Source organism: Stenotrophomonas sp. 89682_Sma, from assembly GCF_056481405.1.
Genome location: NZ_CM151147.1, coordinates 3,253,861 through 3,277,866, shown reverse-complemented (window position 1 = coordinate 3,277,866; position 24,006 = coordinate 3,253,861). Strand labels below are relative to the sequence as shown.

At 65.6% G+C, this 24,006-nt stretch carries 20 protein-coding genes and 2 tRNA genes; 18 read left to right on the top strand and 4 right to left on the bottom strand.

The window, feature by feature from the left end:
• The first annotated feature begins 1 nt into the window (after nucleotide 1).
• The 12 genes from nuoL to pnp all read left to right on the top strand — a co-directional run bounded on the left by nuoL (nucleotide 2) and on the right by pnp (nucleotide 14,955).
• On the top strand, nucleotides 2–2,161 hold the full coding sequence (gene nuoL, locus ACZK29_RS15270) for an NADH-quinone oxidoreductase subunit L (protein WP_049429538.1): 2,160 nt from the start codon (nucleotides 2–4) through the stop codon (nucleotides 2,159–2,161).
• 23 nt (nucleotides 2,162–2,184) lie between these two features.
• Entirely contained in the window at nucleotides 2,185–3,693 is a 1,509-nt protein-coding gene (locus tag ACZK29_RS15265; RefSeq protein WP_005410452.1) for an NADH-quinone oxidoreductase subunit M, read from the top strand.
• 15 nt (nucleotides 3,694–3,708) lie between these two features.
• Nucleotides 3,709–5,169 carry an NADH-quinone oxidoreductase subunit NuoN gene (gene nuoN, locus ACZK29_RS15260; RefSeq protein WP_005410451.1) on the top strand — a complete coding sequence of 487 codons (1,461 nt, stop codon included), beginning with the start codon at nucleotides 3,709–3,711 and terminating at the stop codon, nucleotides 5,167–5,169.
• Between the two features lie 127 nt (nucleotides 5,170–5,296).
• Nucleotides 5,297–5,373, top strand: a tRNA-Met gene (locus ACZK29_RS15255).
• Nucleotides 5,374–5,457: 84 nt separating this feature from the next.
• Nucleotides 5,458–5,534: transfer RNA gene (locus tag ACZK29_RS15250), tRNA-Met, on the top strand.
• Nucleotides 5,535–5,890: 356 nt separating this feature from the next.
• Nucleotides 5,891–6,481: a ribosome maturation factor RimP gene (gene rimP, locus ACZK29_RS15245; RefSeq protein ID WP_005410450.1), complete on the top strand. Its 591-nt coding sequence runs from the start codon at nucleotides 5,891–5,893 to the stop codon at nucleotides 6,479–6,481.
• A 4-nt stretch (nucleotides 6,482–6,485) separates the two neighbouring features.
• Nucleotides 6,486–7,997, top strand: a complete 1,512-nt coding sequence (gene nusA / locus ACZK29_RS15240) for a transcription termination factor NusA (RefSeq protein ID WP_006458580.1) — start codon at nucleotides 6,486–6,488, stop codon at nucleotides 7,995–7,997.
• Between the two features lie 92 nt (nucleotides 7,998–8,089).
• The gene (gene infB / locus ACZK29_RS15235; RefSeq protein WP_111204083.1) at nucleotides 8,090–10,735 is read left to right on the top strand and encodes a translation initiation factor IF-2; all 2,646 of its coding nucleotides are present in this window, start codon (nucleotides 8,090–8,092) and stop codon (nucleotides 10,733–10,735) included.
• Between the two features lie 125 nt (nucleotides 10,736–10,860).
• Nucleotides 10,861–11,244 carry a 30S ribosome-binding factor RbfA gene (rbfA, locus tag ACZK29_RS15230; RefSeq protein WP_005410447.1) on the top strand — a complete coding sequence of 128 codons (384 nt, stop codon included), beginning with the start codon at nucleotides 10,861–10,863 and terminating at the stop codon, nucleotides 11,242–11,244.
• A 108-nt stretch (nucleotides 11,245–11,352) separates the two neighbouring features.
• The gene (truB, locus tag ACZK29_RS15225) at nucleotides 11,353–12,261 is read left to right on the top strand and encodes a tRNA pseudouridine(55) synthase TruB (protein WP_111204082.1); all 909 of its coding nucleotides are present in this window, start codon (nucleotides 11,353–11,355) and stop codon (nucleotides 12,259–12,261) included.
• A 173-nt stretch (nucleotides 12,262–12,434) separates the two neighbouring features.
• A complete protein-coding gene (rpsO, locus tag ACZK29_RS15220; RefSeq protein WP_005410445.1) occupies nucleotides 12,435–12,695 on the top strand; it encodes a 30S ribosomal protein S15 in 261 nt (86 codons plus the stop codon).
• A gap of 151 nt (nucleotides 12,696–12,846) precedes the next feature.
• Complete coding sequence (pnp, locus tag ACZK29_RS15215) at nucleotides 12,847–14,955, top strand: polyribonucleotide nucleotidyltransferase (protein WP_014037942.1); 2,109 nt, start codon at nucleotides 12,847–12,849, stop codon at nucleotides 14,953–14,955.
• 126 nt (nucleotides 14,956–15,081) lie between these two features.
• Here the strand turns inward: pnp and ACZK29_RS15210 are convergent, their stop codons facing one another.
• Nucleotides 15,082–16,077 carry a tetratricopeptide repeat protein gene (locus tag ACZK29_RS15210; protein WP_478446212.1) on the bottom strand — a complete coding sequence of 332 codons (996 nt, stop codon included), beginning with the start codon at nucleotides 16,075–16,077 and terminating at the stop codon, nucleotides 15,082–15,084.
• 222 nt (nucleotides 16,078–16,299) lie between these two features.
• On the opposite strand from ACZK29_RS15210, the gene ACZK29_RS15205 reads away from it, so the two are divergent.
• Nucleotides 16,300–17,490 (top strand): glycoside hydrolase family 18 protein, encoded by a 1,191-nt coding sequence (locus ACZK29_RS15205; protein WP_164146828.1) that lies wholly within the window; start codon nucleotides 16,300–16,302, stop codon nucleotides 17,488–17,490.
• 97 nt (nucleotides 17,491–17,587) lie between these two features.
• Nucleotides 17,588–17,992 carry a VOC family protein gene (locus ACZK29_RS15200; protein WP_111204079.1) on the top strand — a complete coding sequence of 135 codons (405 nt, stop codon included), beginning with the start codon at nucleotides 17,588–17,590 and terminating at the stop codon, nucleotides 17,990–17,992.
• A gap of 24 nt (nucleotides 17,993–18,016) precedes the next feature.
• Here ACZK29_RS15200 and ACZK29_RS15195 read toward each other — a convergent pair whose 3' ends face one another.
• Genes ACZK29_RS15195 through ACZK29_RS15185 form a run of 3 tightly spaced genes read right to left on the bottom strand, consistent with a single transcriptional unit; the run spans nucleotide 18,017 to nucleotide 20,146 of the window.
• On the bottom strand, nucleotides 18,017–19,576 hold the full coding sequence (locus ACZK29_RS15195; protein ID WP_111204078.1) for a PepSY-associated TM helix domain-containing protein: 1,560 nt from the start codon (nucleotides 19,574–19,576) through the stop codon (nucleotides 18,017–18,019).
• A 10-nt stretch (nucleotides 19,577–19,586) separates the two neighbouring features.
• Nucleotides 19,587–19,850: a hypothetical protein gene (locus ACZK29_RS15190; protein WP_106548816.1), complete on the bottom strand. Its 264-nt coding sequence runs from the start codon at nucleotides 19,848–19,850 to the stop codon at nucleotides 19,587–19,589.
• A complete protein-coding gene (locus tag ACZK29_RS15185; RefSeq protein ID WP_049434122.1) occupies nucleotides 19,850–20,146 on the bottom strand; it encodes a hypothetical protein in 297 nt (98 codons plus the stop codon). The genes ACZK29_RS15190 and ACZK29_RS15185 overlap by 1 nt, the downstream gene beginning before the upstream one ends.
• A gap of 429 nt (nucleotides 20,147–20,575) precedes the next feature.
• On the opposite strand from ACZK29_RS15185, the gene thrS reads away from it, so the two are divergent.
• The 4 genes from thrS (at nucleotide 20,576) to rplT (ending at nucleotide 23,902) form a co-directional block, all read left to right on the top strand.
• Nucleotides 20,576–22,477 (top strand): threonine--tRNA ligase, encoded by a 1,902-nt coding sequence (gene thrS / locus ACZK29_RS15180; RefSeq protein ID WP_111204077.1) that lies wholly within the window; start codon nucleotides 20,576–20,578, stop codon nucleotides 22,475–22,477.
• A 48-nt stretch (nucleotides 22,478–22,525) separates the two neighbouring features.
• A complete protein-coding gene (gene infC / locus ACZK29_RS15175; RefSeq protein WP_005410437.1) occupies nucleotides 22,526–23,068 on the top strand; it encodes a translation initiation factor IF-3 in 543 nt (180 codons plus the stop codon).
• 265 nt (nucleotides 23,069–23,333) lie between these two features.
• On the top strand, nucleotides 23,334–23,531 hold the full coding sequence (gene rpmI / locus ACZK29_RS15170) for a 50S ribosomal protein L35 (RefSeq protein ID WP_005410436.1): 198 nt from the start codon (nucleotides 23,334–23,336) through the stop codon (nucleotides 23,529–23,531).
• A gap of 11 nt (nucleotides 23,532–23,542) precedes the next feature.
• Nucleotides 23,543–23,902, top strand: coding sequence for a 50S ribosomal protein L20 (rplT, locus tag ACZK29_RS15165; RefSeq protein WP_005410435.1), 360 nt, complete (start codon nucleotides 23,543–23,545; stop codon nucleotides 23,900–23,902).
• Nucleotides 23,903–24,006 lie beyond the last annotated feature (104 nt).

Sequence of the window (24,006 nt, the reverse complement as noted above, 5' to 3'; positions counted from 1 at the left end):
GATGGAAATCACTCTCTCCAAGAGTCTGTTGATCGCAGTGGTGCTTGCACCGCTGTTCGGCAGCATCATCGCCGGCCTGTTCGGTCGCCAGGTCAAGCGCTTCGGCGCGCAGACCATCACCATCCTCGGCGTCGCGGTAGCCTGCGGCCTGTCGATGTACACGTTCTACCAGCTGATGTGGGGCGGCGCGCAGCCGTTCAACCAGAACATCTACACGTTCTTCGAGGTTGGCCAGTACTCGGCCCACGTCGGCTTCATGGTCGACAAGCTGACCGCGATGATGATGGTGGTGGTGACCTTCGTGTCGCTGCTGGTCCACATCTACACGATCGGCTACATGCAGGACGACCCGGGCTACCAGCGGTTCTTCAGCTACATCTCGCTGTTCACCTTCTCGATGCTCACCCTGGTGATGAGCAACAACTTCCTGCAGCTGTTCTTCGGCTGGGAAGCGGTGGGCCTGGTGTCGTACCTGCTGATCGGCTTCTGGTTCAAGCGCCCGACCGCGATCTTCGCCAACATGAAGGCGTTCCTGGTCAACCGCGTCGGCGACTTCGGCTTCCTGCTGGGCATCGCCGGCGTGCTGTGGGTGTTCGGCACCCTGGACTACTCGCAGGTGTTCTCGCAGGCCGGCATGCTGGCTGACCCGCGCGCCCAGCTGCAGATCTGGGACGGCACGATCCTGGGCATGCAGCTGCTGAACGAGCCGGTGATCTGGTCGATCGCCACCGTCATCTGCATCTGCCTGTTCATCGGCGCCATGGGCAAGTCGGCCCAGGTCCCGCTGCACGTGTGGCTGCCGGACTCGATGGAAGGCCCGACCCCGATCTCGGCACTGATCCACGCCGCGACGATGGTGACCGCCGGTATCTTCATGGTCACCCGCATGTCGCCGCTGTTCGAGCTGTCGCAGACCGCGCTGAACTTCGTGCTGTTCATCGGTGCCACCACCGCGTTCTTCACCGGCCTGATCGGCATCGTGCAGAACGACATCAAGCGTGTCGTCGCGTACTCCACGCTGTCGCAGCTGGGCTACATGACCGTCGCCCTGGGCGTGTCGGCCTACTCGGCCGCCGTGTTCCACCTGATGACCCACGCCTTCTTCAAGGCCCTGCTGTTCCTGGGCGCCGGCTCGGTCATCATCGCGATGCACCATGAGCAGGACATGCGCAAGATGGGCGGGCTGCGCAAGTACATGCCGATCACCTTCATCACCATGTGGATCGGTACGCTGGCCCTGGTCGGCACGCCGTTCTTCTCCGGCTTCTACTCGAAGGACACCATCATCGAGGCGGCCGAGATCCATGCCCACATGCAGAACAGCTGGGTGGCCACCTATGGCTACTGGGCGGTGCTGGGTGGCGTGCTGGTGACCAGCTTCTACAGCTTCCGCCTGCTGTTCATGACCTTCCATGGCAAGGAACGCTTCCGCGACGCGCATGACGATCATGGCCATGGCCATGACGATCACCACGCCGCCGACGCCCACCATGGCGATGCCCATGACGACCACGGCCATGGCCACGGTCCGCATGAGCCGCATGAAACTCCGTGGGTGGTGACCCTGCCGCTGGTCCTGCTGGCCATCCCGTCGATCGCCATCGGTTTCTTCAGCATTGGTCCGATGCTGCACGGCACCGACTGGGCTGGCCACCATGCCCACGAGGCGATCAAGGGCCAGGCACAGACGTTCTTCACCGGCATCGTCGATTTCTACGATCCGGCCAAGAACACCGTGGCGTTCCTGGGTGAAGAGTTCCATGGCCCGGTCGCGTTCGCGCTGCACGGCATGATGCTGCCGCCGTTCTGGCTGACCCTGGCGGGCTTCCTGCTGGCTGCGCTGTTCTACCTGTGGAAGCCGGACCTGTCGGGCAAGGCGCGCAAGACCTTCGCCCCGATCGTTTCGGTGCTGGAAAACAAGTACGGCTTCGACAAGCTGTGGATCGATGGCTTTGCCGGCGGCAGCGTCAAGCTGGGCAAGGTCTCGCGCTGGATCGACAGCAACATCGTCGACGGCGTGGTCAATCTCTCGGCACGTGTTGTGGACGTTGCAGCCGGCGTGCTGCGTCGTACCCAATCCGGTTTCCTCTATCACTACGCCTTCGCGATGATCATCGGCCTGATTGCCCTGCTGGGCGTGCTGATGCATTACCTGCGTTGATGACCTGTACGGAATAAGAAGACGTGTCGAACTGGCCTCTACTCAGTGTCCTCATCTGGCTGCCGATCATCGGTGGCGCCCTGATCCTTGCGATCCGTGATGCACAGACTGCCCGCTGGGCATCGCTGGGCGTCGCGGTGCTCACCTTCGTTGCAAGCCTCTCGCTGCTGAGCGGCTACAACGCGGGCATCGACGGTCTGCAGTTCGTCGAGACCCATGCCTGGATCCCGGCGTACAAGATCGGCTACAACCTGGGCGTGGACGGCATTGCCGTGGCGCTGATCCTGCTGACCACCCTGGTCAGCGTGCTTGCCCTGATCGGCGCCTGGAGCGCCATCGACAAGCGCGTGAACCAGTACGTGGCGGCCTTCCTGATCCTGGAAGGCGTCACCGTCGGCATCTTCGCCGCGACGGACGCGATGCTGTTCTACGTGTTCTTCGAAGCCATGCTGATCCCGATGTTCCTGATCATCGGTGTCTGGGGCGGCCCGCGCCGCATCTACGCTGCGCTGAAGTTCTTCCTGTACACCTTCCTCGGCTCGGTGCTGATGCTGGTGGCGCTGATCTACCTGTACATGAAGGGCGGCAGCTTCCAGCTGGCCGACCTGTACGCGCTGCCGCTGTCGGCCAAGGAACAGACCTGGATCTTCTTCGCGTTCCTGATCGCCTTCGCGGTCAAGGTGCCGATGTTCCCGGTCCACACCTGGCTGCCGGACGCCCACGTGGAAGCGCCGACCGCCGGTTCGGTGATCCTGGCCGCCATCGCCCTGAAGATCGGTGGCTACGGCTTCCTGCGCTTCAATCTGCCGATCGTCCCGGACGCGTCGCAGGAATGGGCCTGGCTGGTGATCGCGCTGTCGCTGATCGCGGTGATCTACGTCGGCCTGGTCGCCCTGGTGCAGGACGACATGAAGAAGCTGATTGCCTATTCGTCGATCGCGCACATGGGCTTCGTCACCCTGGGCACCTTCATCGCCCTGTGGCTGGTGCGTGAAGCCGGCAACGCCGATGCCGCCCGCCTGGGCCTGCAGGGCGCCATGGTGCAGATGATCTCGCACGGCTTCGTGTCCGGCGCGATGTTCTCCTGCGTCGGCGTGCTGTACGACCGCATGCACAGCCGCCGCATCGCCGATTACGGCGGCGTGGTCAACGTGATGCCGTGGTTCGCCACCTTCGCCATGCTGTTCTTCATGGCCAACGCGGGCCTGCCGGGCACCAGCGGTTTCGTCGGCGAGTTCATGGTCATCCTGTCGGCCTTCCAGCGTAATCCGTGGATCGCACTGGGCGCGGCCACCACCCTGATCATCGGCGCCGCCTACACCCTGTGGCTGTACAAGCGCATCTTCTTCGGCGAAGTGGCCAACAGCCACGTGGCCGAACTGAAGGACATCAACGGCCGCGAATGGCTGGTGCTGGGCGTGTTCGCCATCGGCGTGCTGGCCCTGGGCATCTACCCCAAGCCGCTGACCGACCTGATGGAGCCCTCGATCGCGAAGCTGGCGATGCAGATCGCATCCAGCAAGCTGCTGTAATTCCAGGATTTGATGATGACCACCTCGCCGCTGCTGCCATTGACCGCCGCTGACCTGCCACCGCTCGCTCCCGAGCTGGTGCTGATCGGCAGCGCCTTCGCCCTGATGATCCTCGACCTGTTCGTCAGCAACCGGAACAAGATCGTCACCCACCTGTTCTCGCTCGCTGCGCTGGCCGTGGTGCTGTTCATGCTGGCCACCGGCGTGGGCGGGCAGGGCGAGGTCTTCCATGGCATGTTCGTGCGCGATACCGCCGCGGACGTGATGAAGACCGGGATCGTGCTGCTCAGCGGCCTGACCCTGGTCTACGGCTGGCGCTACCTGCGTGACCGCAACCTGTTCCAGGGCGAGATCCCGGTGCTGATCCTGTTCGGCACCGCCGGCATGATGATCCTGGTCTCGGCCGGCAGCCTGCTGATGGTCTACCTGGGCCTGGAACTGCTGGCGCTGTGCTCCTATGCGCTGGTCGCCAGCAACCGCGAAAACGGCCTGGCCTCGGAAGCGGCGATGAAGTACATCGTGCTCGGCTCGCTGGCCTCGGGCCTGCTGCTGTACGGCATGTCGCTGATCTACGGCGCCACCGGCAGCCTGCACCTGGACGTCATCCGTGACGCCATCCCGCACTCGGAAGAGCGCGTGCTGCTGATCACCGGTGCGGTGTTCATGATCGCCGGCGTCGCCTTCAAGCTGGGTGCCGCACCGTTCCACATGTGGCTGCCGGACGTGTACCAGGGTGCCCCGGCACCGATCGCGCTGTTCATCAGCTCGGCGCCGAAGCTGGCCGCCTTCGGCATGGCCTACCGCCTGCTGGAGATGGGCGTCGGTCCGCTGTCGACCGAACTGCAGCTGCTGATCGCCGGCCTGGCCGCGGTCTCGCTGGTCATCGGCAACCTGATGGCCATCGCGCAGAGCAACCTCAAGCGCATGCTGGCGTTCTCCACCGTCTCGCACATCGGCTTCCTGCTGATGGGCATCGCCGGTGGTGGCGCGCAGGGCTATGCCGCGGCGCTGTTCTACGCACTGGCCTACGCCATCATGTCCACCGCCGCCTTCGGCGCGATCATCGCGCTGTCGCGTGCCGGCTTTGAAGCCGAGAACATCGAGGACTTCAAGGGCCTCAATGCCCGCAACCCGTGGATGGCCGGCCTGGTGCTGTGCATCATGGCGTCGCTGGCCGGCATCCCGCCGTTCCTGGGCTTCTGGACCAAGCTGGCGGTGCTGGGCGCGGCCGTCAATGGCGGCCTGCTGTGGCTGGCCATCCTCGGCGTGCTGTGCGCCGTGGTCGGCTGCTTCTACTACCTGCGCGTCATCAAGGTCATGTACTTCGATGAGCCGGTGGGCGAGGCCATGCCGCGCAGCAACGACCGCGTGCTGGGCCTGGTGCTGGGCGTGAACGCGCTGGCGCTGCTGGCGCTGGGCCTGGCCTGGAACCCGATCATGGTCTGGTGCCAGCAGGCATTTGCGCATCTTGCATAAAAGTTGACACAAAGCTGCGCGATTCGTGTAATATGCGCAGCCTGAGTTGTCACTGCAGCGGTTCAGCCAGAACATCGTTGCGGTAGCCCTCCTCGAAAGAGCAGGGCAGCAGTTCAAACACTTCCGGTGCGGGGTGGAGCAGTCTGGCAGCTCGTCGGGCTCATAACCCGAAGGTCGCAGGTTCAAATCCTGCCCCCGCTACCAACACATCGAATCGGCGCCAACCAGTTCGATGAATGAGGAAAAGCTTGCAGGTTTTGAAGTTATGCCTCATGATTCCGCTTCTGATGCGGGGTGGAGCAGTCTGGCAGCTCGTCGGGCTCATAACCCGAAGGTCGCAGGTTCAAATCCTGCCCCCGCTACCAAGTAAAGAGATCGCCTTCGAAGTCCTGCTTCGAAGGCGTTTTTCTTTGGGGCGGTGCTCGATCCGCCGGGCCATGCCCGGCGAGCGCAGCGGACGCTTCGGGGTAGCCCCGCACCTTGCACCAGCGCGGTGCAGCCGCTATCATCAGCGGCCTAGCAGTACCCCTGAAGGCGGCCTCCCGGCGGGAGTCCGGACCCGGAAGGAGGGCCGCAACCGGCAGGCACTGCAGGTTGCAACCGGAATCCAGTCACCGGAGTCTTTCCGGAAAAGGGGCCCAGCGGGCCCTTTGTCGTTTCCGGGGCGTCATGTTTTCACGCCGGCCAAGGCCGGCACCCAACCAAGAGATCAAGGCAGGCTGTGAGCGACAAGGCAACCGACATCGCGAATCTGCTCGCCCCGACCGTTGTGTCGCTGGGCCTGGAGCTGCTGGGCGTTGAGTATCTGCCGGCCCCCGGCGGTGCGACCCTGCGCCTTTACATCGACGTGCCGCTGGCTGAACAGCCCGAGCGCATCATCAATGTCGACGACTGCGAGCGGGTCAGCCGCGAAGTGTCGGCGCAGCTGGACGTCGAAGACCCGATCAGCGGCAATTACACGCTGGAAGTGTCCTCGCCGGGCGTGGATCGCCCGCTGTTCAACCTGGAGCAGTTCGCTCGCCACCAGGGGGAATCGGCCAAGGTCACGCTGAAGCTGCCGCAGGACAATCGTCGTCGCCTGCAGGGCCGTATCGAGGCGACCGACGAGGCCGCAGGCACCATCACCTTCATCGTCGACAAGACCGAAGTGGTGGTGTCGGCCGACAACATCGACAAGGCACGGATCATGCCCGACTGGGTGGCGCTGGGGCTGGCCCCGAGCAAGCCGACCGGTCCGGCACCGAAGCGTCCGAAGCCGAACACGAATTCTTCTTCCAACGAGCCGGCGGCAAAGAAGCCGCGCGCGGAGTGAGCCAATGAGCAAGGAACTGTTGCTGGTAGTCGACGCGGTCGCCAACGAGAAGGGCGTGCCGCGTGAAGTGATCTTCGATGCCATCGAGGCCGCCCTGGCCTCGGCAGCGAAGAAGCGCTATCCCGACGAGGAAGTGCTGACCCGCGTGGTCATCGACCACAAGGATGGCAGCTACGAAACCTACCGCCGCTGGGAAGTGGTGGCCGATGACGTGGTCATGGAATCGCCGGACCGCCAGATCCGCCTGATGGATGCCGTCGATGAAGCCGAAGGCGTGGACGTCGGCGACTACATCGAAGAGCAGATCGAGAACCCGGACTTCGGCCGCATCGCCGCCCAGGCCGCCAAGCAGGTCATCGTCCAGCGCGTGCGCGAAGCCGAGCGCCAGCAGGTCGTGGATGCGTGGAAGGATCGCGTCGGCGAACTGATCACCGGTGTGGTCAAGCGTGCCGAGCGCGGCAACATCTACGTCGACCTCGGTGGCAACGCCGAAGGCTTCATCCCGAAGGACAAGGGCATTCCGCGCGACGTGCTGCGCGCCGGCGACCGCGTGCGCGGCTACCTGGCCGAAGTCCGTTCGGAACCGCGTGGCCCGCAGCTGTTCATCAGCCGCGCCGCCCCGGAATTCATGATCGAGCTGTTCAAGCTGGAAGTGCCGGAAGTCGGCCAGGGCCTGGTGGAAATCAAGGCTTGCGCCCGCGATCCGGGCGACCGCGCCAAGATCGCCGTGCTCGCCCACGACCAGCGCACCGATCCGATCGGCGCCTGCATCGGCATGCGCGGTTCGCGCGTACAGGCCGTGTCCAACGAGCTCAATGGCGAGCGCGTGGACATCGTGCTGTGGAACGACAACCCGGCCAACTTCGTCATCAACGCGATGGCGCCGGCCGAAGTGCAGTCGATCATCGTCGATGAAGACAAGCACTCGATGGACCTGGCCGTCGCTGAAGACCGCCTGGCCCAGGCGATCGGCAAGGGCGGCCAGAACGTGCGCCTTGCCAGCCGCCTGACCGGCTGGCAGCTCAACGTGATGACCCAGGACCAGGTCACCGCCAAGTCGGAGGCCGAGCAGGCTTCGGCCCGCCAGCTGTTCATGGACAAGCTGGAAGTGGACGAGGAAATTGCCGGCATCCTGGTCAGCGAAGGCTTCGGCACCGTCGAGGAAATCGCATATGTCCCGGTCGGCGAACTGCTGGCCGTGGAAGGTTTCGACGAGGACATCGTCGAAGAGCTGCGCGCTCGTGCCCGCGATGCGCTGCTCAATGAGGCCCTGGCAGTCGAAGAAGGCCTTGAAGACGGCCAGCCGGCGCAGGACCTGCTGTCCCTGAAGGGCATGGACGAAGCCACCGCATATGCGCTGGCCGGCCACGGCGTGCGTACCAGCGAGGACCTGTCCGACCTGGCCGCCGACGAGGTCATGGACTTCGGCATCGAAGGACTGGATCAGGCGCGCGCCGCTGCGCTGATCCTGGCCGCCCGTGCCGAGGAGATCGCCCGACTGGAACGCGGCGAATGAGCCGGCAATGAACAGGGCCCTGAGCCGCTCAGGGCGTAGAATCCGCGCCACCTCCAGATGCGGGGGGGCGCCCACAAGATCATAGGATCCGAATGTCGCAGCAAACCACCATCCGCAAGCTTGCCGAACTGGTCAACACGCCGGTCGAAAAACTGCTGGAACAGCTGGCCGGTGCCGGCATGAAGTTCAGCGGTCCCGACCAGGTCGTGACCAGCTCCGAGAAGGTAAAGCTCCTGGGCTTCCTTCGTCGTTCGCACGGCAAGCCCGAGCAGGCCCCGGAAGAGACCGATCAGTCTGCAAAGAAGATCACGCTCAACCGCCGGAAGCAGCAGGAAGTGACGGTCAATTCCGGTCGCAGCAAGACGACCGTGAATGTCGAGGTGCGCCAGAAGCGTACCTACGTCAAGGATGGTGCTCGCGCCATGACGCCGGACGAAGAGCGCGCCGACATCCTGCGCAAGCTGGAAGAGTCGCGTGCGCGCAACCTCGCCGAACAGCAGGCCCTGGCCGAGAAGGATCGTCTGCGCGACGAGGCCATCGTCCGTGCCCGTGAGGAAGAGGCCGCCGCCAAGGAACGCGCCGAGGCCGAGAAGAAGGCCGCCGAGGAAGCTGCGGCCGCCGCCAGGGCTGCCGAGGCGCTGGCTGCCAGCAAGCCCAAGCGCGCTCCGATCGATGAAACCGCGCCGCGCCCGCCGCGTGCTCCGGCCGTCGCTCCGGCTGCGCCGCGCAGCGCACCGCCGCCGCCGCGCAACGACGACCGCAACAACCGCAGCGCACCGCGCAACGAGCGTGGCCCGGGCGACCGTTTCGCCGGCCAGATGCACCTGTCGGCAGCCGACCGCGCGCGCCGTGGCAACAGCAACAACAGCAACACCCGTGGTCGTCCGGGCGGGCGTAACCAGGCCGGTGGCCGTCGCGACATGTCGCGCGGTGGCAACAATGCCGGTCCGCACGCCTTCGAGCGCCCGACCGCGCCGGTGGTGCGTGAAGTGGCGATCGGCGACACGATCACCGTGGCCGATCTGGCGCAGAAACTCGCGCTGAAGGGCGGCGAGGTGGTCAAGGCGCTGTTCAAGATGGGTGTGATGGCCACCATCACCCAGTCCATCGACCATGACACCGCCGCCCTGGTGACCGAAGAACTCGGCCACAAGGCGATCCGTGCCAATGACAACGACGCCGAAGACGCACTGCTGGCCTCGACCGGTGAAAACCAGGGCGAAGCTACCCAGCGCCCGCCGGTGGTCACCATCATGGGCCACGTCGACCACGGCAAGACCTCGCTGCTGGACTACATCCGCCGTACCAAGGTCGCCACCGGCGAAGCCGGCGGCATCACCCAGCACATCGGTGCCTACCACGTGGATACGCCGAAGGGCGTGATCAGCTTCCTGGATACCCCGGGCCATGCTGCCTTCACCTCGATGCGTGCCCGCGGCGCCAAGCTGACCGATATCGTGGTGCTGGTCGTGGCCGCCGATGACGGCGTCATGCCGCAGACCAAGGAAGCGATCCAGCACGCCCGTTCGGCGGGTGTGCCGCTGATCGTGGCGATCAACAAGATCGACAAGTCCGACGCCGACCCGATGCGGGTCAAGAACGAACTGCTGTCCGAGCAGGTCGTGGCCGAAGATTTCGGTGGTGATACCCAGATGGTGGAGATCTCGGCCAAGACCGGCCTGGGCATCGACGACCTGCTGGACGCCATCTCGATCCAGGCCGAACTGCTGGAGCTGAAGGCCGTCGACGAAGGCCGCGCCTCGGGCGTGGTGATCGAATCGTCGCTGGACAAGGGCCGCGGCCCGGTCGCGACCGTGCTGGTGCAGCAGGGCCGCCTGAAGAAGGGCGACTACCTGGTGTGCGGCATCCAGTACGGCCGCGTGCGTGCGCTGTTCGACGAAACCGGCAAGCAGCCGGAGTTCGCCGGCCCGTCCATCCCGGTGCAGGTCCTGGGCCTGTCCGGCGTACCGGAAGCCGGTGACGACTTCGTGGTCGTCGAGGACGAGCGCCTGGCCAAGGACGTTGCCCAGCAGCGTGAGACCAAGCGCCGTGAATCGCGCTTGGTGGCCACCGCTGGCAGCCGCATGGAAGACATCATGGCGACCCTGGGCAAGGGCGAGGGCCAGCAGGTCCTCAACCTGGTCATCAAGGCCGACGTGCAGGGTTCGGTGCAGGCCCTGAGCCAGGCACTGGTCGCGCTGTCCAACGACGACATCCGCATCAACGTGATCCACTCCGGCGTGGGCGGCATCACCGAATCGGACGCCAACTCGGCGGCCGCTTCGAAGGCCACCGTCATCGGCTTCAACGTGCGTGCGGATGCTTCGGCCCGTCGCATCATCGAATCCAATGGTGTGGACCTGCGTTACTTCTCGATCATCTATGACGTGATCGATCAGGTGAAGCAGGTGGCCTCCGGTCTGCTGGGCGTGGAGATCCGCGAAGAGATCATCGGTATCGCCGAGGTCCGCGACGTGTTCCGCAGCTCCAAGCTGGGCGCCGTTGCCGGCTCGATGGTCATCGAGGGCGTGGTCAAGCGCAACAAGCCGATCCGCGTGCTGCGCGACAGCGTGGTGATCTTCGAAGGCGAACTGGAATCGCTGCGCCGCTTCAAGGAAAACGTCGAGGAAGTCCGCAACGGTACCGAATGCGGTATCGCAGTGAAGGCCTACAACGACGTCAAGCCGGGTGACCAGATCGAGTGCTTCGAGCGTATCGAAGTGCCGCGCACCCTGTAATGCTGCAAAGGGCCGGCCCTCACGGGCCGGTCCGCCACCCTGGTGGGGCCCGACCCTGGTCGGGCCGCCTTCCCTGGTAGGGCCCGGCCTTGGTCGGGTCACATTCAAATCAAGAGCCTGACCGCGTGCCCAAGACTTTCCATCGAACCGACCGTGTCTCCGCCCAGCTGCGCCGTGAACTCGGCACCCTGGTGCACAACGCCGTGCGCGAGCACGGGTTGCCCTCGGTGAGCGTGTCCGACGTGGAAATCACCCGCGACATGGCCCATGCCAAGGTGTTCGTCACCGCGCTGATGCCGGAGCGTTCGGCTGAAGCCGTGGCCGGCCTGAAGGAGCTGGGCTACCGCCTGCGCATGGACCTGGCCCGTGCGATGAAGCTGCGCCACGTGCCGGAGCTGCATTTCCACTACGACGATTCGGTCGACCGTGGTGAGCACATCGACAACATCCTGCGCGACCTGCCCGATACGCTGGCCGCGGAGAAGCGTCGCGAGAGCGACGAAGAATAAGCTAGCGCCGGGCCCATGCCCGGCGTCTTTCCATTCTGACCGTGCGAGGCCGGACGCTGGCCGCGCTTCGCGCTCGCCGGGCATGGCCCGGCGCTACCCGTATCTGTCATGACCCGAATTCAGTTCCGCCGCCTGGATGGCATCCTGCTGCTCGACAAGTCGACCGGCATGAGCTCCAACGCCGCCCTGCAGGTGGCCCGCCGCCTGTTCCGCGCCGAGAAGGGCGGCCACACCGGCAGCCTCGACCCGTTGGCCACCGGCCTGCTGCCGCTGTGCTTCGGCGAGGCGACCAAGATCGCCGGCCTGCTGCTCGGCTCGGCCAAGGCCTACGACGCCGAGATCGTGCTCGGCCAGACCACCGATACCGATGACGCCGAAGGCCAGGTGCTGCTGCAGCGCCCGGTGCCGGCCATCAGTGCCGAAGCGCTGCAGGCCGCACTGGCGCCGCTGACCGGCAGCATCCGCCAGCGTGCCCCGATCTATTCGGCGTTGAAGCAGGGCGGTGAGCCGCTGTATGTGAAGGCCCGCCGTGGCGATGTCATCGAAGCGCCAGAGCGCGAGGTCCAGGTGCATGCCATCGAGGTGCTGGAGCGGCAGCCGGAACGGCTGCGCCTGCGCGTGACCTGCGGATCGGGCACCTATATCCGCAGCCTGGCCCGCGACCTGGGCGAGGCGCTGGGTTGTGGCGCCCATATCAGCGCGTTGCGCCGGCTCTGGGTGGAACCGTTCCGCGAACCGGCCATGGTCACCCTGGACCAGCTGCGCGCAATGCTCGAGGCCGGCGACGAGGCGGGCATGGACGCGCTGCTGCTGCCGCTGGCGGCCGGGCTGGCGGAATACCCGCGGGTCGACCTCGATGCCGACCAGGCCCACCGCTTCTGCGTCGGCCAGCGCCAGCGCGACCCGTCCTGGCCGCATGGCCTGGTCGCCGTGTTTGGTCCGGACGATGCTGTCCAGGGGCTCGGGCAGGTCGATGACAGCGGGCTGCTGGCCCCGCAGCGCCGCTTCAACCTCTGAACGGGGCAGGGCGGTTCAGCCCCGGACCTTGTTCCCGGCCCCCCCGACCGTTACAATTTCGCGGCCGTTTTCCGGCAGCCTGCCTCGCGCAGGTTTCATCCTCGTAGTCCACGGCGAGCCTGGCGGTGCGCGAAGCGCGTTCCTGCCGGCCACGCATCACAGAGAAAAAAGAAATGTCGATCGACACCCAGAAGGTCATTGAAGACAACAAGCGCAGCTCGGCTGACACCGGCTCCCCGGAAGTCCAGGTTGCCCTGCTGACCGCCCGCATCGAACTGCTGACCGGCCACTTCAAGACCCACAAGAAGGACCACCACAGCCGCCGCGGCCTGCTGCAGATGGTCAACCGCCGTCGCAGCCTGCTCGACTACCTGAAGAAGAAGGACGTCGAGCGTTACAAGGCCTTGATTGAAAAGCTTGGCCTGCGTCGCTAAGCAACGAATCCCCCGCGGCGCAGCGATGCGCCGCGGTTTTGTTTTGTAGCACCGCAATCCCCGATTCAGGCCGGAACGATCCGGCCACCCGCTGGCGGCAAGGGTCGCCGACGGTCCAAATTCGCAGACAGCATCCCCAAGGACACCCTCCGTGGCAAAAATCACCAAAACCTTCCAGTACGGCAAGCACACCGTCACGCTCGAGACCGGCGAAGTCGCCCGTCAGGCCAGCGGTGCCGTCATCGTCAAGATGGACGACACCGTACTGCTGGTCACCGCCGTCGCCGCCAAGAGCGCGCGCGAAGGCCAGGACTTCTTCCCGCTGACCGTCGATTATCAGGAAAAGTTCTACGCCGGCGGCCGTATCCCGGGTGGTTTCTTCAAGCGTGAAGGCCGTGCGACCGAGAAGGAAACCCTGATCTCGCGTCTGATCGACCGTCCGATCCGCCCGCTGTTCCCGGAAGACTACAAGAACGAAGTGCAGATCATCGCCACGGTCATGTCGCTGAACCCGGACGTGGACGGCGACATCCCGGCCCTGATCGGCGCCTCGGCTGCCCTGGCCCTGGCCGGCACCCCGTTCATGGGTCCGATCGGCGCTGCCAAGGTCGGTTACAAGAACGGCGAGTACATCCTGAACCCGACCGTCAGCGAACTGGCTGACTCGCAGCTGGAACTGGTCGTCGCCGGTACCTCCAACGCCGTGCTGATGGTTGAATCCGAAGCCGCGCTGCTGTCCGAAGAAGTGATGCTGGGCGCCGTGACCTTCGGTCACCGCGAAATGCAGAAGGTCATCAACGCGATCAACGAGCTGACCGTCGAAGCCGGCACCAAGCCGTCGACCTGGGAAGCTCCGGCCAAGAACGACGCGCTGATCTCCGCCCTGAAGGAAGCCATCGGCCCGCGCCTGGGCGAAGCCTTCCAGGTGCGCGACAAGCTGCAGCGCCGCGACGCCATCTCGGCGATCAAGAAGGACGTGGTCGAAACCCTGGCTGGCCGCGTGGCTGCCGAGGGCTGGAACCCGGCCGAGCTGTCGAAGGAATTCGGCGAGCTGGAATACCGCACCATGCGTGACTCGGTGCTGGACACCAAGGTCCGCATCGACGGCCGTGCGCTGGACACCGTCCGCCCGATCGCCGTGAAGACCGGCGTGCTGCCGCGTACCCACGGTTCCTCGCTGTTCACCCGCGGCGAAACCCAGGCCATCGTGACCATCACCCTGGGCACTGCCCGTGACGGCCAGGTCATCGATGCCGTCGCCGGTGAGTACAAGGAAAACTTCCTGTTCCACTACAACTTCCCTCCGTTCTCGGTGGGCGAGTGCGGCCGCATGATGGGCCCGAAGCGCCGCGAAATCGGCCACGGTCGCCTGGCCAAGCGCGGTGTGCTGGCTGTCATGCCGTCGCTGGAATCCTTCCCGTACACCATCCGCGTCGTCTCGGAAATCACCGAGTCGAACGGTTCCTCGTCGATGGCATCGGTCTGCGGCTCGTCGCTGGCCCTGATGGACGCCGGCGTGCCGGTGAAGGCGCCGGTGGCCGGTATCGCCATGGGTCTGGTCAAGGAAGGCGAGCGCTTCGTCGTCCTGTCCGACATCCTGGGTGACGAAGATCACCTGGGCGACATGGACTTCAAGGTGGCCGGTACCGCTGAGGGCATCTCCGCCCTGCAGATGGACATCAAGATCGAAGGCATCACCGAAGAGATCATGAAGCAGGCCCTGCAGCAGGCCAAGGCTGGCCGTCTGCACATCCTGGGCGAAATGGCCCACGGCCTGACCGCTCCGCGCGAAGAGCTGTCGGACTACGCGCCGCGCCTGCTGACCATCAAGATCCACCCGGACAAGATCCGCGAAGTGATCGGCAAGGGTGGTTCGACCATCCAGGCCATCACCAAGGAAACCGGCACCCAGATCGACATCCAGGACGACGGCACCATCGTCATCGCTTCGGTCAACGCCATCGCTGCCCAGGCCGCCAAGGCCCGCATCGAGCAGATCACCTCGGACGTCGAGCCGGGCCGCATCTACGAAGGCAAGGTCGCCAAGATCATGGACTTCGGTGCGTTCGTCACGATCCTGCCGGGCAAGGACGGCCTGGTCCACGTGTCGCAGATCTCCAGCGATCGCGTCGAGAAGGTCGGCGACGTGCTGAAGGAAGGCGATGTGGTCAAGGTCAAGGTGCTGGAAGTCGACAAGCAGGGCCGTATCCGCCTGTCGATGAAGGCCGTGGAAGAAGGCGACGCCGTCAGCGCCGAGTAATCGGCGGTGGGTGTCAACCTTGGTTGACACCCACTTGGCATCGCTGAAAATGAAAAAGCGGGCTTCGGCCCGCTTTTTCTTTGCCTGCCGCCATCAGGTAGCGCCGGGCCATGCCCGGCGGGGCAGCTACGCTTTCTCGTCTTCGTCCTCCCCCAGCCACCACACCTGACCTGGCTCGGGGTCACTCAGCGGATGCTCTCGCTGTTCGATGGCCTCCAGCACCCGTCCCGGGGCCGCGGAGGTCCACGTCGCCAGCAGCTTCTCCACCGCAGCCCGGCCCTGCGCGGCAATGCCCAGATCGCGCTCGCGCGCCCAGGTGCCTTGCTCAGTGACTTCTGCCTCGTCGCCATGCTGGTGCGGGGTGCCATAGCTGCAGCGGCGGCACAGCCGGCGCACGGTCGCGGTCCAGTCCTCGACCATGCCGATGCCGGGCAGGTCCATGGCCCCCAGGGCAGCGATGTCATCGGCAGAATCGCACTGCACGAACACGGTGAAGGTGGCCATGTCCGATCGCTGCAGGCGCTGCATTGCGTTGAACACCGGTACCTCGTGTTCGCCGTACGTACGTCGGCCGGTCGACGCACCGTCATGCAGCACGATGTCGCCGAAGCGGAAGCCGCTTTCGGGCAGCGGTACGTTGTCGATGCGTGCACGCACCGGATCAATGCGGCTCATGTACACCACTTCGGCGTCGGACCACGGTGCCAGGCGCATGCAGGCCACGCCGAAGTTGCCCTCGATCGGGCCTTCGCCCTCGGGCAGGGTGATGCCACAGCGGGTCCACTGGCGTCGTGCTTCGGTCCAGTCCGCCATGCCGGTGGCGGCGATGCCGGCATTCCAGGCACTGGCGACATCGAATTCCCCGCGCAGCTGCTCCGATCGCAGGTTGTCCTGCAGCGACGCCGGCCAGTCGCGCAGGTACTTGTGCGCCAGCCCGCGCATGTAGTGCAGGTAGGGCACTTCGGGAGCGATGGCGATCAGTTCGCCGAACAGCTGCACCGCCTGCGGCAGGTCGCCTTCGTGGAACGCGTCGTAGGCGCGCGCTTCCAGTATCTGGTGTTCGTCGAGGGATGCGCCGTCCAGCAGGTCGCTGTCGGGAGTGGTGTCGTGATCGGTGCTCATGTCCATGTGCGGTTGAAGATCCGCGGCCACCTTAGCCGATGCAGGGGGCCGGGGGCGCTGCGTCGGCGCGTGTCCTGCTGCAATGCGTGATGGCCGTGGCATGACGGCCTCATTGTCGCCCTCTGGCGGATCGATGCTGTCCACTGGACGACATGCCACGACATCGGTCCCACGGCCTCATCGGTTTGCTAACGTGGCGGCGCCTTCGAACCGGGAGATTCCATGTTCCGCCAGACCGTGGCCGTCCTTGCCGTGCTGATTGCCGGCGTCCTGCCCATTGCCGCGCACGCCGCGCCCGCACAGCCGCCGATCTTCGGTGCCTACTACCCCGGCGGTTCCGCCGAGCGCTATCCGGTGTCGAGCATTCCGGCCGAGCGCCTGACCCACCTGTTCTACGCGTTCTCGACCATCGAGGATGGGCGCTGCACGATCGGTGCGGAAGCACCGAAGAACTTCGCCGCGCTAGCCGAGCTGAAGAAGGCACATCCGCACCTGCGCACGCTGATCTCGATCGGTGGCTGGGGTGCGGGTGGATTCTCCGATGCAGCGTTGACCGAGGCCAGCCGCAAGCGCCTGGTGGATTCATGCATGGCACTGTTCTTCGATCGCCATGCCGGCAGCTTCGATGGCGTGGATATCGACTGGGAATTCCCGGTCAGTGGCGGCCCTACGGAGCTGGCGCACCGTCCGCAGGATCGCGCCAACCTGACCCGGCTCGCGCAGGCGTTCCGCGTGGCACTCGATGCGCGCGGTCGCAAGGCGGGGCAGCCGATGCTGCTGACCGCCGCGCTGGCCGCCGGTCGCGTGCAGACCGATGGCCCCTACGATCCGGCCGCCAGCTACGACCTGCCGGCGTTGGCCAAGGTGTTCGATTTCATCAACCTGATGAGCTACGACATGGGTACCGGCTTCTCGGCGGTGTCGACCTTCAACGCGCCGCTGCATGAAGTGCCGGCCGATCCGCTGGCGCCGGAGCTGCGCCGTTGGAACAACGTGGCCGGCGCAGTGCGGTACTACCGCGAGCATGGTGTGCCGGCCGACAAGCTGGTGCTGGGCGTGCCGTTCTATGGGCGCGGCTTCAAGGTCACGGGCGACGCCCCGGATGGGCTGTACCAGGCCTACAGTGCACCGGCCGATGCCGGCGATTGGCGGGTGATCAAGGCGCGCTATCTCGACCAGCCAGGCTGGACGAAGCATTGGCAGCCGCAGGCACAGAGCCCATGGCTGTACAACGCCGCGCAGAAGATCTTCATCAGCTATGAAGACCCGCGCTCGATCGGGCTGCGTGCGCAGTTCGCCCGCGAGCAGGGCCTGGCAGGGGTCTTCATGTGGGAGCTGACCGGCGACGACGAACAGGCCAGCCTGCTCAACGCCATGCTCGCCCCGTGGCAGAAGGCACGCGTCGGCGATTGAGCCTCCCGCTGGCGCTGGGCCATGCCCGGCGCCAGCGGCAACGCCATCGACCCAACCCTGCACATCGAGGCAATGCCCGCAGCGTTACGCTGCGGGCATGATCCATCTCGAACGCCTCGACCATCTGGTCCTCACCGTGGCCGACATCGAACGCAGCTGTGACTTCTACCAGCGCGTGCTCGGCATGCAGATCGTGCGCTTCGGCGCGGGCCGTACCGCGCTGCAGTTCGGCCAGCAGAAGATCAATCTGCATCCGGCCAATGCCCCGCTGCAGCCGCATGCGCTGCGACCCACGCCGGGCAGTGCCGACCTGTGCCTTGTCACGCGTACCGCCACGGCCGATGTGCTGGCGCACCTGCAGGCGCAGGCCGTCGCGGTGGAGCAAGGGCCGGTGGCCCGCACCGGCGCCCTGGGTCCGATCGAATCGGTGTACTTCCGCGACCCGGATGGCAATCTGATCGAAGTCAGCCGTTACCCCGACGAAGCACAACTGCTCCGGTAGCGCCGGGCCATGCCCGGCGACGCTTCAGTTCGCCCAGACGCTGTTCGGATCGCCGTTGCGGGCGCGACGCTGGCTGGCGACTGCCAGGCGGGCAAAGCCAAAGGCCATGGCCAGCGCGATGGCATCGATCCAGAACAGCGGCCAATGGCCCTGCGCGGCGGCGCGCCACAGCCAGTCGCCACTGAGTGCGCCGTGCAGCACCGGCACCAGCGCGGTGCTGATCGCCGCAGCCCACAGCAGCTCGCGTGCGGCCTGTGCCGGGCGGCGCAATGCCGCCCACAACGCGCAGGCTGCCCAGCTGCCGAAGCAGGCCCAGCGGATGCCGTGATCGACCGCCGCCGGTGCCAGCCGTTCCAACACCAATGCGGTGACGAAGGCGACCGAGATCGCCACGCACAGGCCGATGCACACGCCGACCGTGGCCCGCGCCATGTTCACGCCGGCGCGCGGCTGCTGCGGCTGGCGACGCTTGCGCCGCGACTCGATCCACAGCAGATTGCCCGAGTAGAACAGGAACGCTCCCCCCAGGCCGAGCAGGAAATACAGCCAGACCACCACGCCGTTGCCGAACTCGCCGAAGTGCAGCGCATAGGCGGCGCTGAGCGTGGCGTGGTTGGCGTCGCGCTGGCCCGGCAGTTGGGTCGCCAGTACATTGCCGGTGGCAACGTCCAGCGCCACAGCGCCGAGGGGGCCGAGCGTGCCGGTGGATTCACCGGTGATCTCGATGGTGGCGTTGGCGTCGCCGGCGTTGGCCAGCTTCAGGTAGGCCGGCTCGAAGCTGGTTACGCCCTGCGCGCGCGCCACTTCCAGCGCGCGCGCATGCAGCACGCGCAGGCTGCCCGGCGGCGACGGAATGCCGGTGGCTTCCCGGACCGGCGCGGTGTCCATTGCTGTTGGCACCGCCTGCAGCGCCTTGCCGTCGTAGATCAGTGGATTGAGCAGGGCCATCTGCACGAACACCAGGCAGAGCAGGGCGCCAGTGACCGCGAACATCAGGTGGAAGGGCAGGCTCAGCACGCCGATCACGTTGTGCGCGTCCTGCCACAGTTGCTTCAGGTTGCGGCCCGGACGCAACGCGAACAGGTCACCGAGCAGCTTTGGCAGGTGGATCACCAGGCCACTCAGCAGTGCCATGCCGTACAGCAGGCTGACAATGCCCATCACGTAGATGCCGGCCACCGGCAGTCCGAGGCTGTAATGCAGCTCGTTGACCAGTTCGGTCAGCCCGGTCTGTGGCGGCGTCGGGCTGCCGGCGATCTGGCCCGGCCAGGCGTAGCGCCAGCTGCCGTCATCGGCCTGCCAGTAGGCCAGTGGCTGCGGATGGTCGGCGCCGGGGAAGGTCATGCCGACGTGGCGGCGCGCTTCCGGATGCGCGGTAAGCACGTCCTCCAGCAGGTACTGCGCATCGTCCAGCCCGGCCGGCAGCGCGGTGGCTGCGCCAGGCGTCTGCCACAGCGGCAGGTCGTGGTGGAACAGGGTCAACGCACCGGCATAGAAGGCCACGAACAGGCCGAAGCCGGCCACCAGGCCGACCCAGGTATGCAGGGTGGTGAACGTGCGCAGGGTCTGGGAACTGAACTTCATGGGACGGGTCTCATTGCACCACGCCGATCAGGCGCAGCAGCCCAAGCACGGCGAAGCCGGTGGCGGCGCTGCCACCCAGCACCAGCCAGGCACGCAGCGCGCTGCGGAAACTGAACGCCCACAGGGCGGCCAGCATCCACAGCGGGATGAAGGCGATCAGGGTTGGCACCAGCGCCCGCTGCCAGGGGCCGGGCGGCAGCCATGCCAGCAGACCGGTCGCGGCGGCGGCCAGGAAGAAGCCGGCGACGATGCCGGCGAAGGCGCGCGGCCACATCAGGGCGACTCCGGGCCGGGACGGTGCCAGGCGGCCAGGGCCGGCAACAGCATCGCAGCCAGCATCCAGGTGCACAGCATCGCCACCAGGCCAGCGGCAAAGCCAAGCTCGGCCATCCACAGCCAAAGCGCGGCGGCAGCGGCGACCAGGCCGATCTGGCGGCCCAGGCGGCCGGCGCGGCGCAGGCGCGGCCAGCGGCAATGCGGCGAGGCGGCATAGAAGGCCAGTGCCGAGAACATCGCTGCCAGCATGCCCAGGCTGCAGAAGCCGAGCGTGGAAAGGCCGACGGTGATCATCGCGGGCGGCCGGCGCGGCAGCGGGCCGGCGAACGCGGGGCACGGGCGGGGCCGGCGGGAGCCGGTCGGAGCGGGTGGCGCATCACGGGGTCCTGGGGGAAAGCGGGCAGGCTGGCACGGGGCGGCCTGCGCCGACATGGTAATCATTGCGATTTCACGCCGCCAGCGAGACCCATTCAGCGGAACGTACGGCAGCCCTTGGGCTTTCCGGTGCGCTGGTTTAAGATCATCCACATTCCCTGACTGGAACAAGGTGGCCCGCGCACAGCGCCGGCCGAGCGTGCGACATGAGCACTACCACCGCCCACTGTTGACCTGCCCCCGAAGGCCCTGTGTTCCAGGCGCCCTCGTGGCGCTTTTTTATTGCCCGGGCGCCGCCCCGGGAGCGCTTTCCAGCCCGCCCCGCGGGCCCCGCACGAAGCCAATGCGATGATCAACATTACCCTCCCCGACGGCAGCCGCCGCGAGTTTGAAAACCCCGTCAGCGTCATGGACGTCGCCCAGTCGATCGGTGCCGGCCTGGCCAAGGCCACCATTGCCGGCGCCGTGGATGGCGTGCTGGTCGATGCCAGCGACGTCATCGACCACGATGTCAGCCTGCGCATCATCACCGCCAAGGACGAGGAAGGCGTGGAGATCATCCGCCACTCCTGCGCCCACCTGGTCGGCCACGCCGTCAAGCAGCTGTACCCGGACGTGAAGATGGTGATCGGCCCGGTGATCGCCGAGGGCTTCTACTACGACATCTACTCCGAGCGCCCGTTCACCCCGGACGACATGGCTGCGATCGAGAAGCGCATGGGTGAGCTGATCGCCCAGGACTACGACGTCATCAAGAAGATGACGCCGCGCGCCGAAGTGATCGAGATCTTCAAGGCCCGTGGCGAGGACTACAAGCTGCGCCTGATCGAGGACATGTCCGACGACATCCAGGCGATGGGCATGTACTACCACCAGGAATACGTGGACATGTGCCGCGGCCCGCACGTGCCGAACACGCGCTTCCTGAAGGCCTTCAAGCTGACCCGCATTTCCGGCGCCTACTGGCGCGGCGACGCGCAGAACGAGCAGCTGCAGCGCATCTACGGCACCGCCTGGGCCGACAAGAAGCAGCTCGAGGCGTACATCAAGCGCATCGAGGAAGCCGAGATGCGCGACCACCGCCGCATCGGCAAGCAGCAGGACCTGTTCCACCTGCAGGAAGAGGCGCCGGGCCTGGTGTTCTGGCACCCCAAGGGCTGGGCGCTGTGGCAGGTGGTCGAGCAGTACATGCGCAAGGTCTACCGCAACAGCGGCTACGGCGAAGTGCGCTGCCCGCAGATCCTGGACGTGAGCCTGTGGAAGAAGTCCGGCCACTGGGACAACTACCAGGACAACATGTTCTTCACCGAATCGGAGAAGCGCACGTACGCGGTCAAGCCGATGAACTGCCCGGGCCACATCCAGGTGTTCAACCAGGGCCTGCACAGCTACCGCGACCTGCCGATCCGCTACGGTGAGTTCGGTTCCTGCCACCGCAACGAGCCGTCCGGCGCGCTGCACGGCATCCTGCGCGTGCGTGGCTTCACCCAGGACGACGGCCACGTGTTCTGCACGGAAAACCAGATCGAGTCGGAAGTGACGGCCTTCCACCAGCAGGCGCTGGCGGTCTACCAGCACTTCGGCTTCGACGACATCCAGATCAAGATCGCCCTGCGCCCGGAATCGCGCCTGGGTGACGACGCCACCTGGGACAAGGCCGAAGGCGCGCTGCGCTCGGCGCTGACCGCCTGTGGCGTGGAATGGCAGGAACTGCCGGGCGAGGGGGCCTTCTACGGCCCGAAGATCGAGTACCACCTGAAGGACGCCATCGGCCGTACCTGGCAGCTGGGCACCATGCAGGTCGACTTCATGATGCCGGGCCGCCTGGGCGCCGAGTACGTGGACGAGAACAGCCAGAAGAAGCACCCGGTCATGCTGCACCGCGCCATCGTCGGCTCGATGGAGCGCTTCCTGGGCATCCTGATCGAGCATCATGCCGGCCAGTTCCCGGCCTGGCTGGCCCCGACCCAGGTGGTGGTGGCCAACATCACCGACGCCCAGGCCGACTACGTCTCGGGCGTGACCAAAACCCTTGCGGAGCAAGGCTTCCGCGTCAGCTCGGATTTGCGTAACGAGAAGATCGGCTATAAAATCCGCGAGCATACGTTGCAGCGCGTGCCCTACCTGCTGGTCATCGGTGACCGCGAGAAGGAAAATGGGGCTGTGGCGGTGCGTACGCGTTCTGGCGAAGATCTGGGCAGCATGAGCCTGCAGGCCTTCATCGAGCGGCTCCACGCCGAGGGCGCGTAAGCAAAGGTCCGGTCCGGGCGCACAGGCACCCGGACCGGTTCGATACCCTTGGGAGAACGTAATATCAGCACCCCTGACAACAAACAGAACCGCAAGAATCAGGAAATCCGTGTGCCGCGCGTCCGCGTGATCGGCAGTGACGGAGAAATGATCGGCGTGTTGTCGCGCGACGAAGCGCTGTCCATGGCCGAAGATGAAGGCCTGGACCTGGTCGAAATCCAGCCGCAGGCCGATCCGCCGGTCTGCAAGATCATGGACTTCGGCAAGTTCAAGTTCGAAGCGCAGAAGAAGGCCAGCGAGGCCAAGAAGAAGACCAAGCAGGTCGAGATCAAGGAAGTGAAGTTCCGTCCGGTCACGGATGAGGGCGACTACCAGATCAAGCTGCGCAAGATGCGCGGGTTCCTCGAGGATGGTGACAAGATCAAGGTCAACATCCGCTTCCGTGGCCGTGAAATGAGCCACCAGGAACTGGGCCGCGAAATGGCCAACCGGATCGAGACCGATCTGGGCGAGGACATCGTCATCGAATCCCGTCCGCGCCTGGAAGGGCGTCAGATGGTCATGATGATCGCGCCGAAGAAGAAGACCTGAGGCCTGACGGGCCGCCTTACGGGGCGCCTGGCTGAATGGTTCAGGGTAAGGGGACGCCGCTGGCGTCCCTTTGCTTTTGCAGGAGGCCGGTGAATTGCCGGTAAAGGGTCGCAAGGGCTGGTGGCGGGGCGGTTTTGCCTGTATCATGCCCGGCTCGACCCACCCAGGACGGGTCGTACGCCGATCATGGCAGGACGGAAAGAGCGGCCCAGGCCGCCGCCAGATCAGTCAGAAACCAGGGTCATATCCCATCAAGGACATTGCAATGCCCAAGATCAAGACCAACCGGGCAGCGGCCAAGCGTTTCCGCAAGACCGCCTCGGGCAAGTACAAGTGCGGCCACGCCAACCGTAGCCACATCCTCACGAAGAAAGCGACCAAGCGTAAGCGTAATCTGCGTCAGACGGGCCATGTCCGTGCAGAAGACGCAGGCCGTCTGGACCGCATGCTCCCTTACCTCTGAGGAACTGAAAAATGGCACGAGTTAAGCGTGGCGTACAGGCGCGTCGCCGCCACAAGAAGATTCTGGATCTCGCCAAGGGCTATTACAACGCCCGTCGCAAGGTCTTCCGCGTCGCCAAGCAGGCGGTCATCAAGGCACAGCAGTACGCCTACATCGGCCGTAAGCAGAAGAAGCGCAACTTCCGTTCGCTGTGGATCACCCGTATCAATGCGGCTGCCCGCATCAACGGCCTGAGCTACAGCCGCTTCATGAACGGTCTGCTGAAGGCCGGCATCACCCTGGATCGCAAGGTCCTGGCTGACATCGCCGTGCACGACGCAGCCGGTTTTGCTGCGCTGGCCGAAAAGGCCAAGGGCGCGCTGGCGGCATAAGTCCTTCCCGATGCCGTAACCGTTCACTCGGAACGGTGTCAGGTCAAGGCAATGCATGGGGAAGGGCGCAAGTCCTTCCCCATTCTTTTTTGGGTCCCGGCGAG

Bases quoted from the DNA above. Each gene is read 5' to 3' on its own strand.
- nuoL (WP_049429538.1), top strand. From the start codon at position 2: ATGGAAATCACTCTCTCCAAGAGTCTGTTGATCGCAGTGGTGCTTGCA.
- nuoN (WP_005410451.1), top strand. From the start codon at position 3,709: ATGACCACCTCGCCGCTGCTGCCATTGACCGCCGCTGACCTGCCACCG.
- nusA (WP_006458580.1), top strand. From the start codon at position 6,486: ATGAGCAAGGAACTGTTGCTGGTAGTCGACGCGGTCGCCAACGAGAAG.
- infB (WP_111204083.1), top strand. From the start codon at position 8,090: ATGTCGCAGCAAACCACCATCCGCAAGCTTGCCGAACTGGTCAACACG.
- truB (WP_111204082.1), top strand. From the start codon at position 11,353: ATGACCCGAATTCAGTTCCGCCGCCTGGATGGCATCCTGCTGCTCGAC.
- rpsO (WP_005410445.1), top strand. From the start codon at position 12,435: ATGTCGATCGACACCCAGAAGGTCATTGAAGACAACAAGCGCAGCTCG.
- ACZK29_RS15210 (WP_478446212.1), bottom strand. From the start codon at position 16,077: ATGAGCACCGATCACGACACCACTCCCGACAGCGACCTGCTGGACGGC.
- ACZK29_RS15205 (WP_164146828.1), top strand. From the start codon at position 16,300: ATGTTCCGCCAGACCGTGGCCGTCCTTGCCGTGCTGATTGCCGGCGTC.
- ACZK29_RS15200 (WP_111204079.1), top strand. From the start codon at position 17,588: ATGATCCATCTCGAACGCCTCGACCATCTGGTCCTCACCGTGGCCGAC.
- ACZK29_RS15195 (WP_111204078.1), bottom strand. From the start codon at position 19,576: ATGAAGTTCAGTTCCCAGACCCTGCGCACGTTCACCACCCTGCATACC.
- ACZK29_RS15190 (WP_106548816.1), bottom strand. From the start codon at position 19,850: ATGTGGCCGCGCGCCTTCGCCGGCATCGTCGCCGGCTTCTTCCTGGCC.
- ACZK29_RS15185 (WP_049434122.1), bottom strand. From the start codon at position 20,146: ATGATCACCGTCGGCCTTTCCACGCTCGGCTTCTGCAGCCTGGGCATG.
- thrS (WP_111204077.1), top strand. From the start codon at position 20,576: ATGATCAACATTACCCTCCCCGACGGCAGCCGCCGCGAGTTTGAAAAC.
- rpmI (WP_005410436.1), top strand. From the start codon at position 23,334: ATGCCCAAGATCAAGACCAACCGGGCAGCGGCCAAGCGTTTCCGCAAG.
- rplT (WP_005410435.1), top strand. From the start codon at position 23,543: ATGGCACGAGTTAAGCGTGGCGTACAGGCGCGTCGCCGCCACAAGAAG.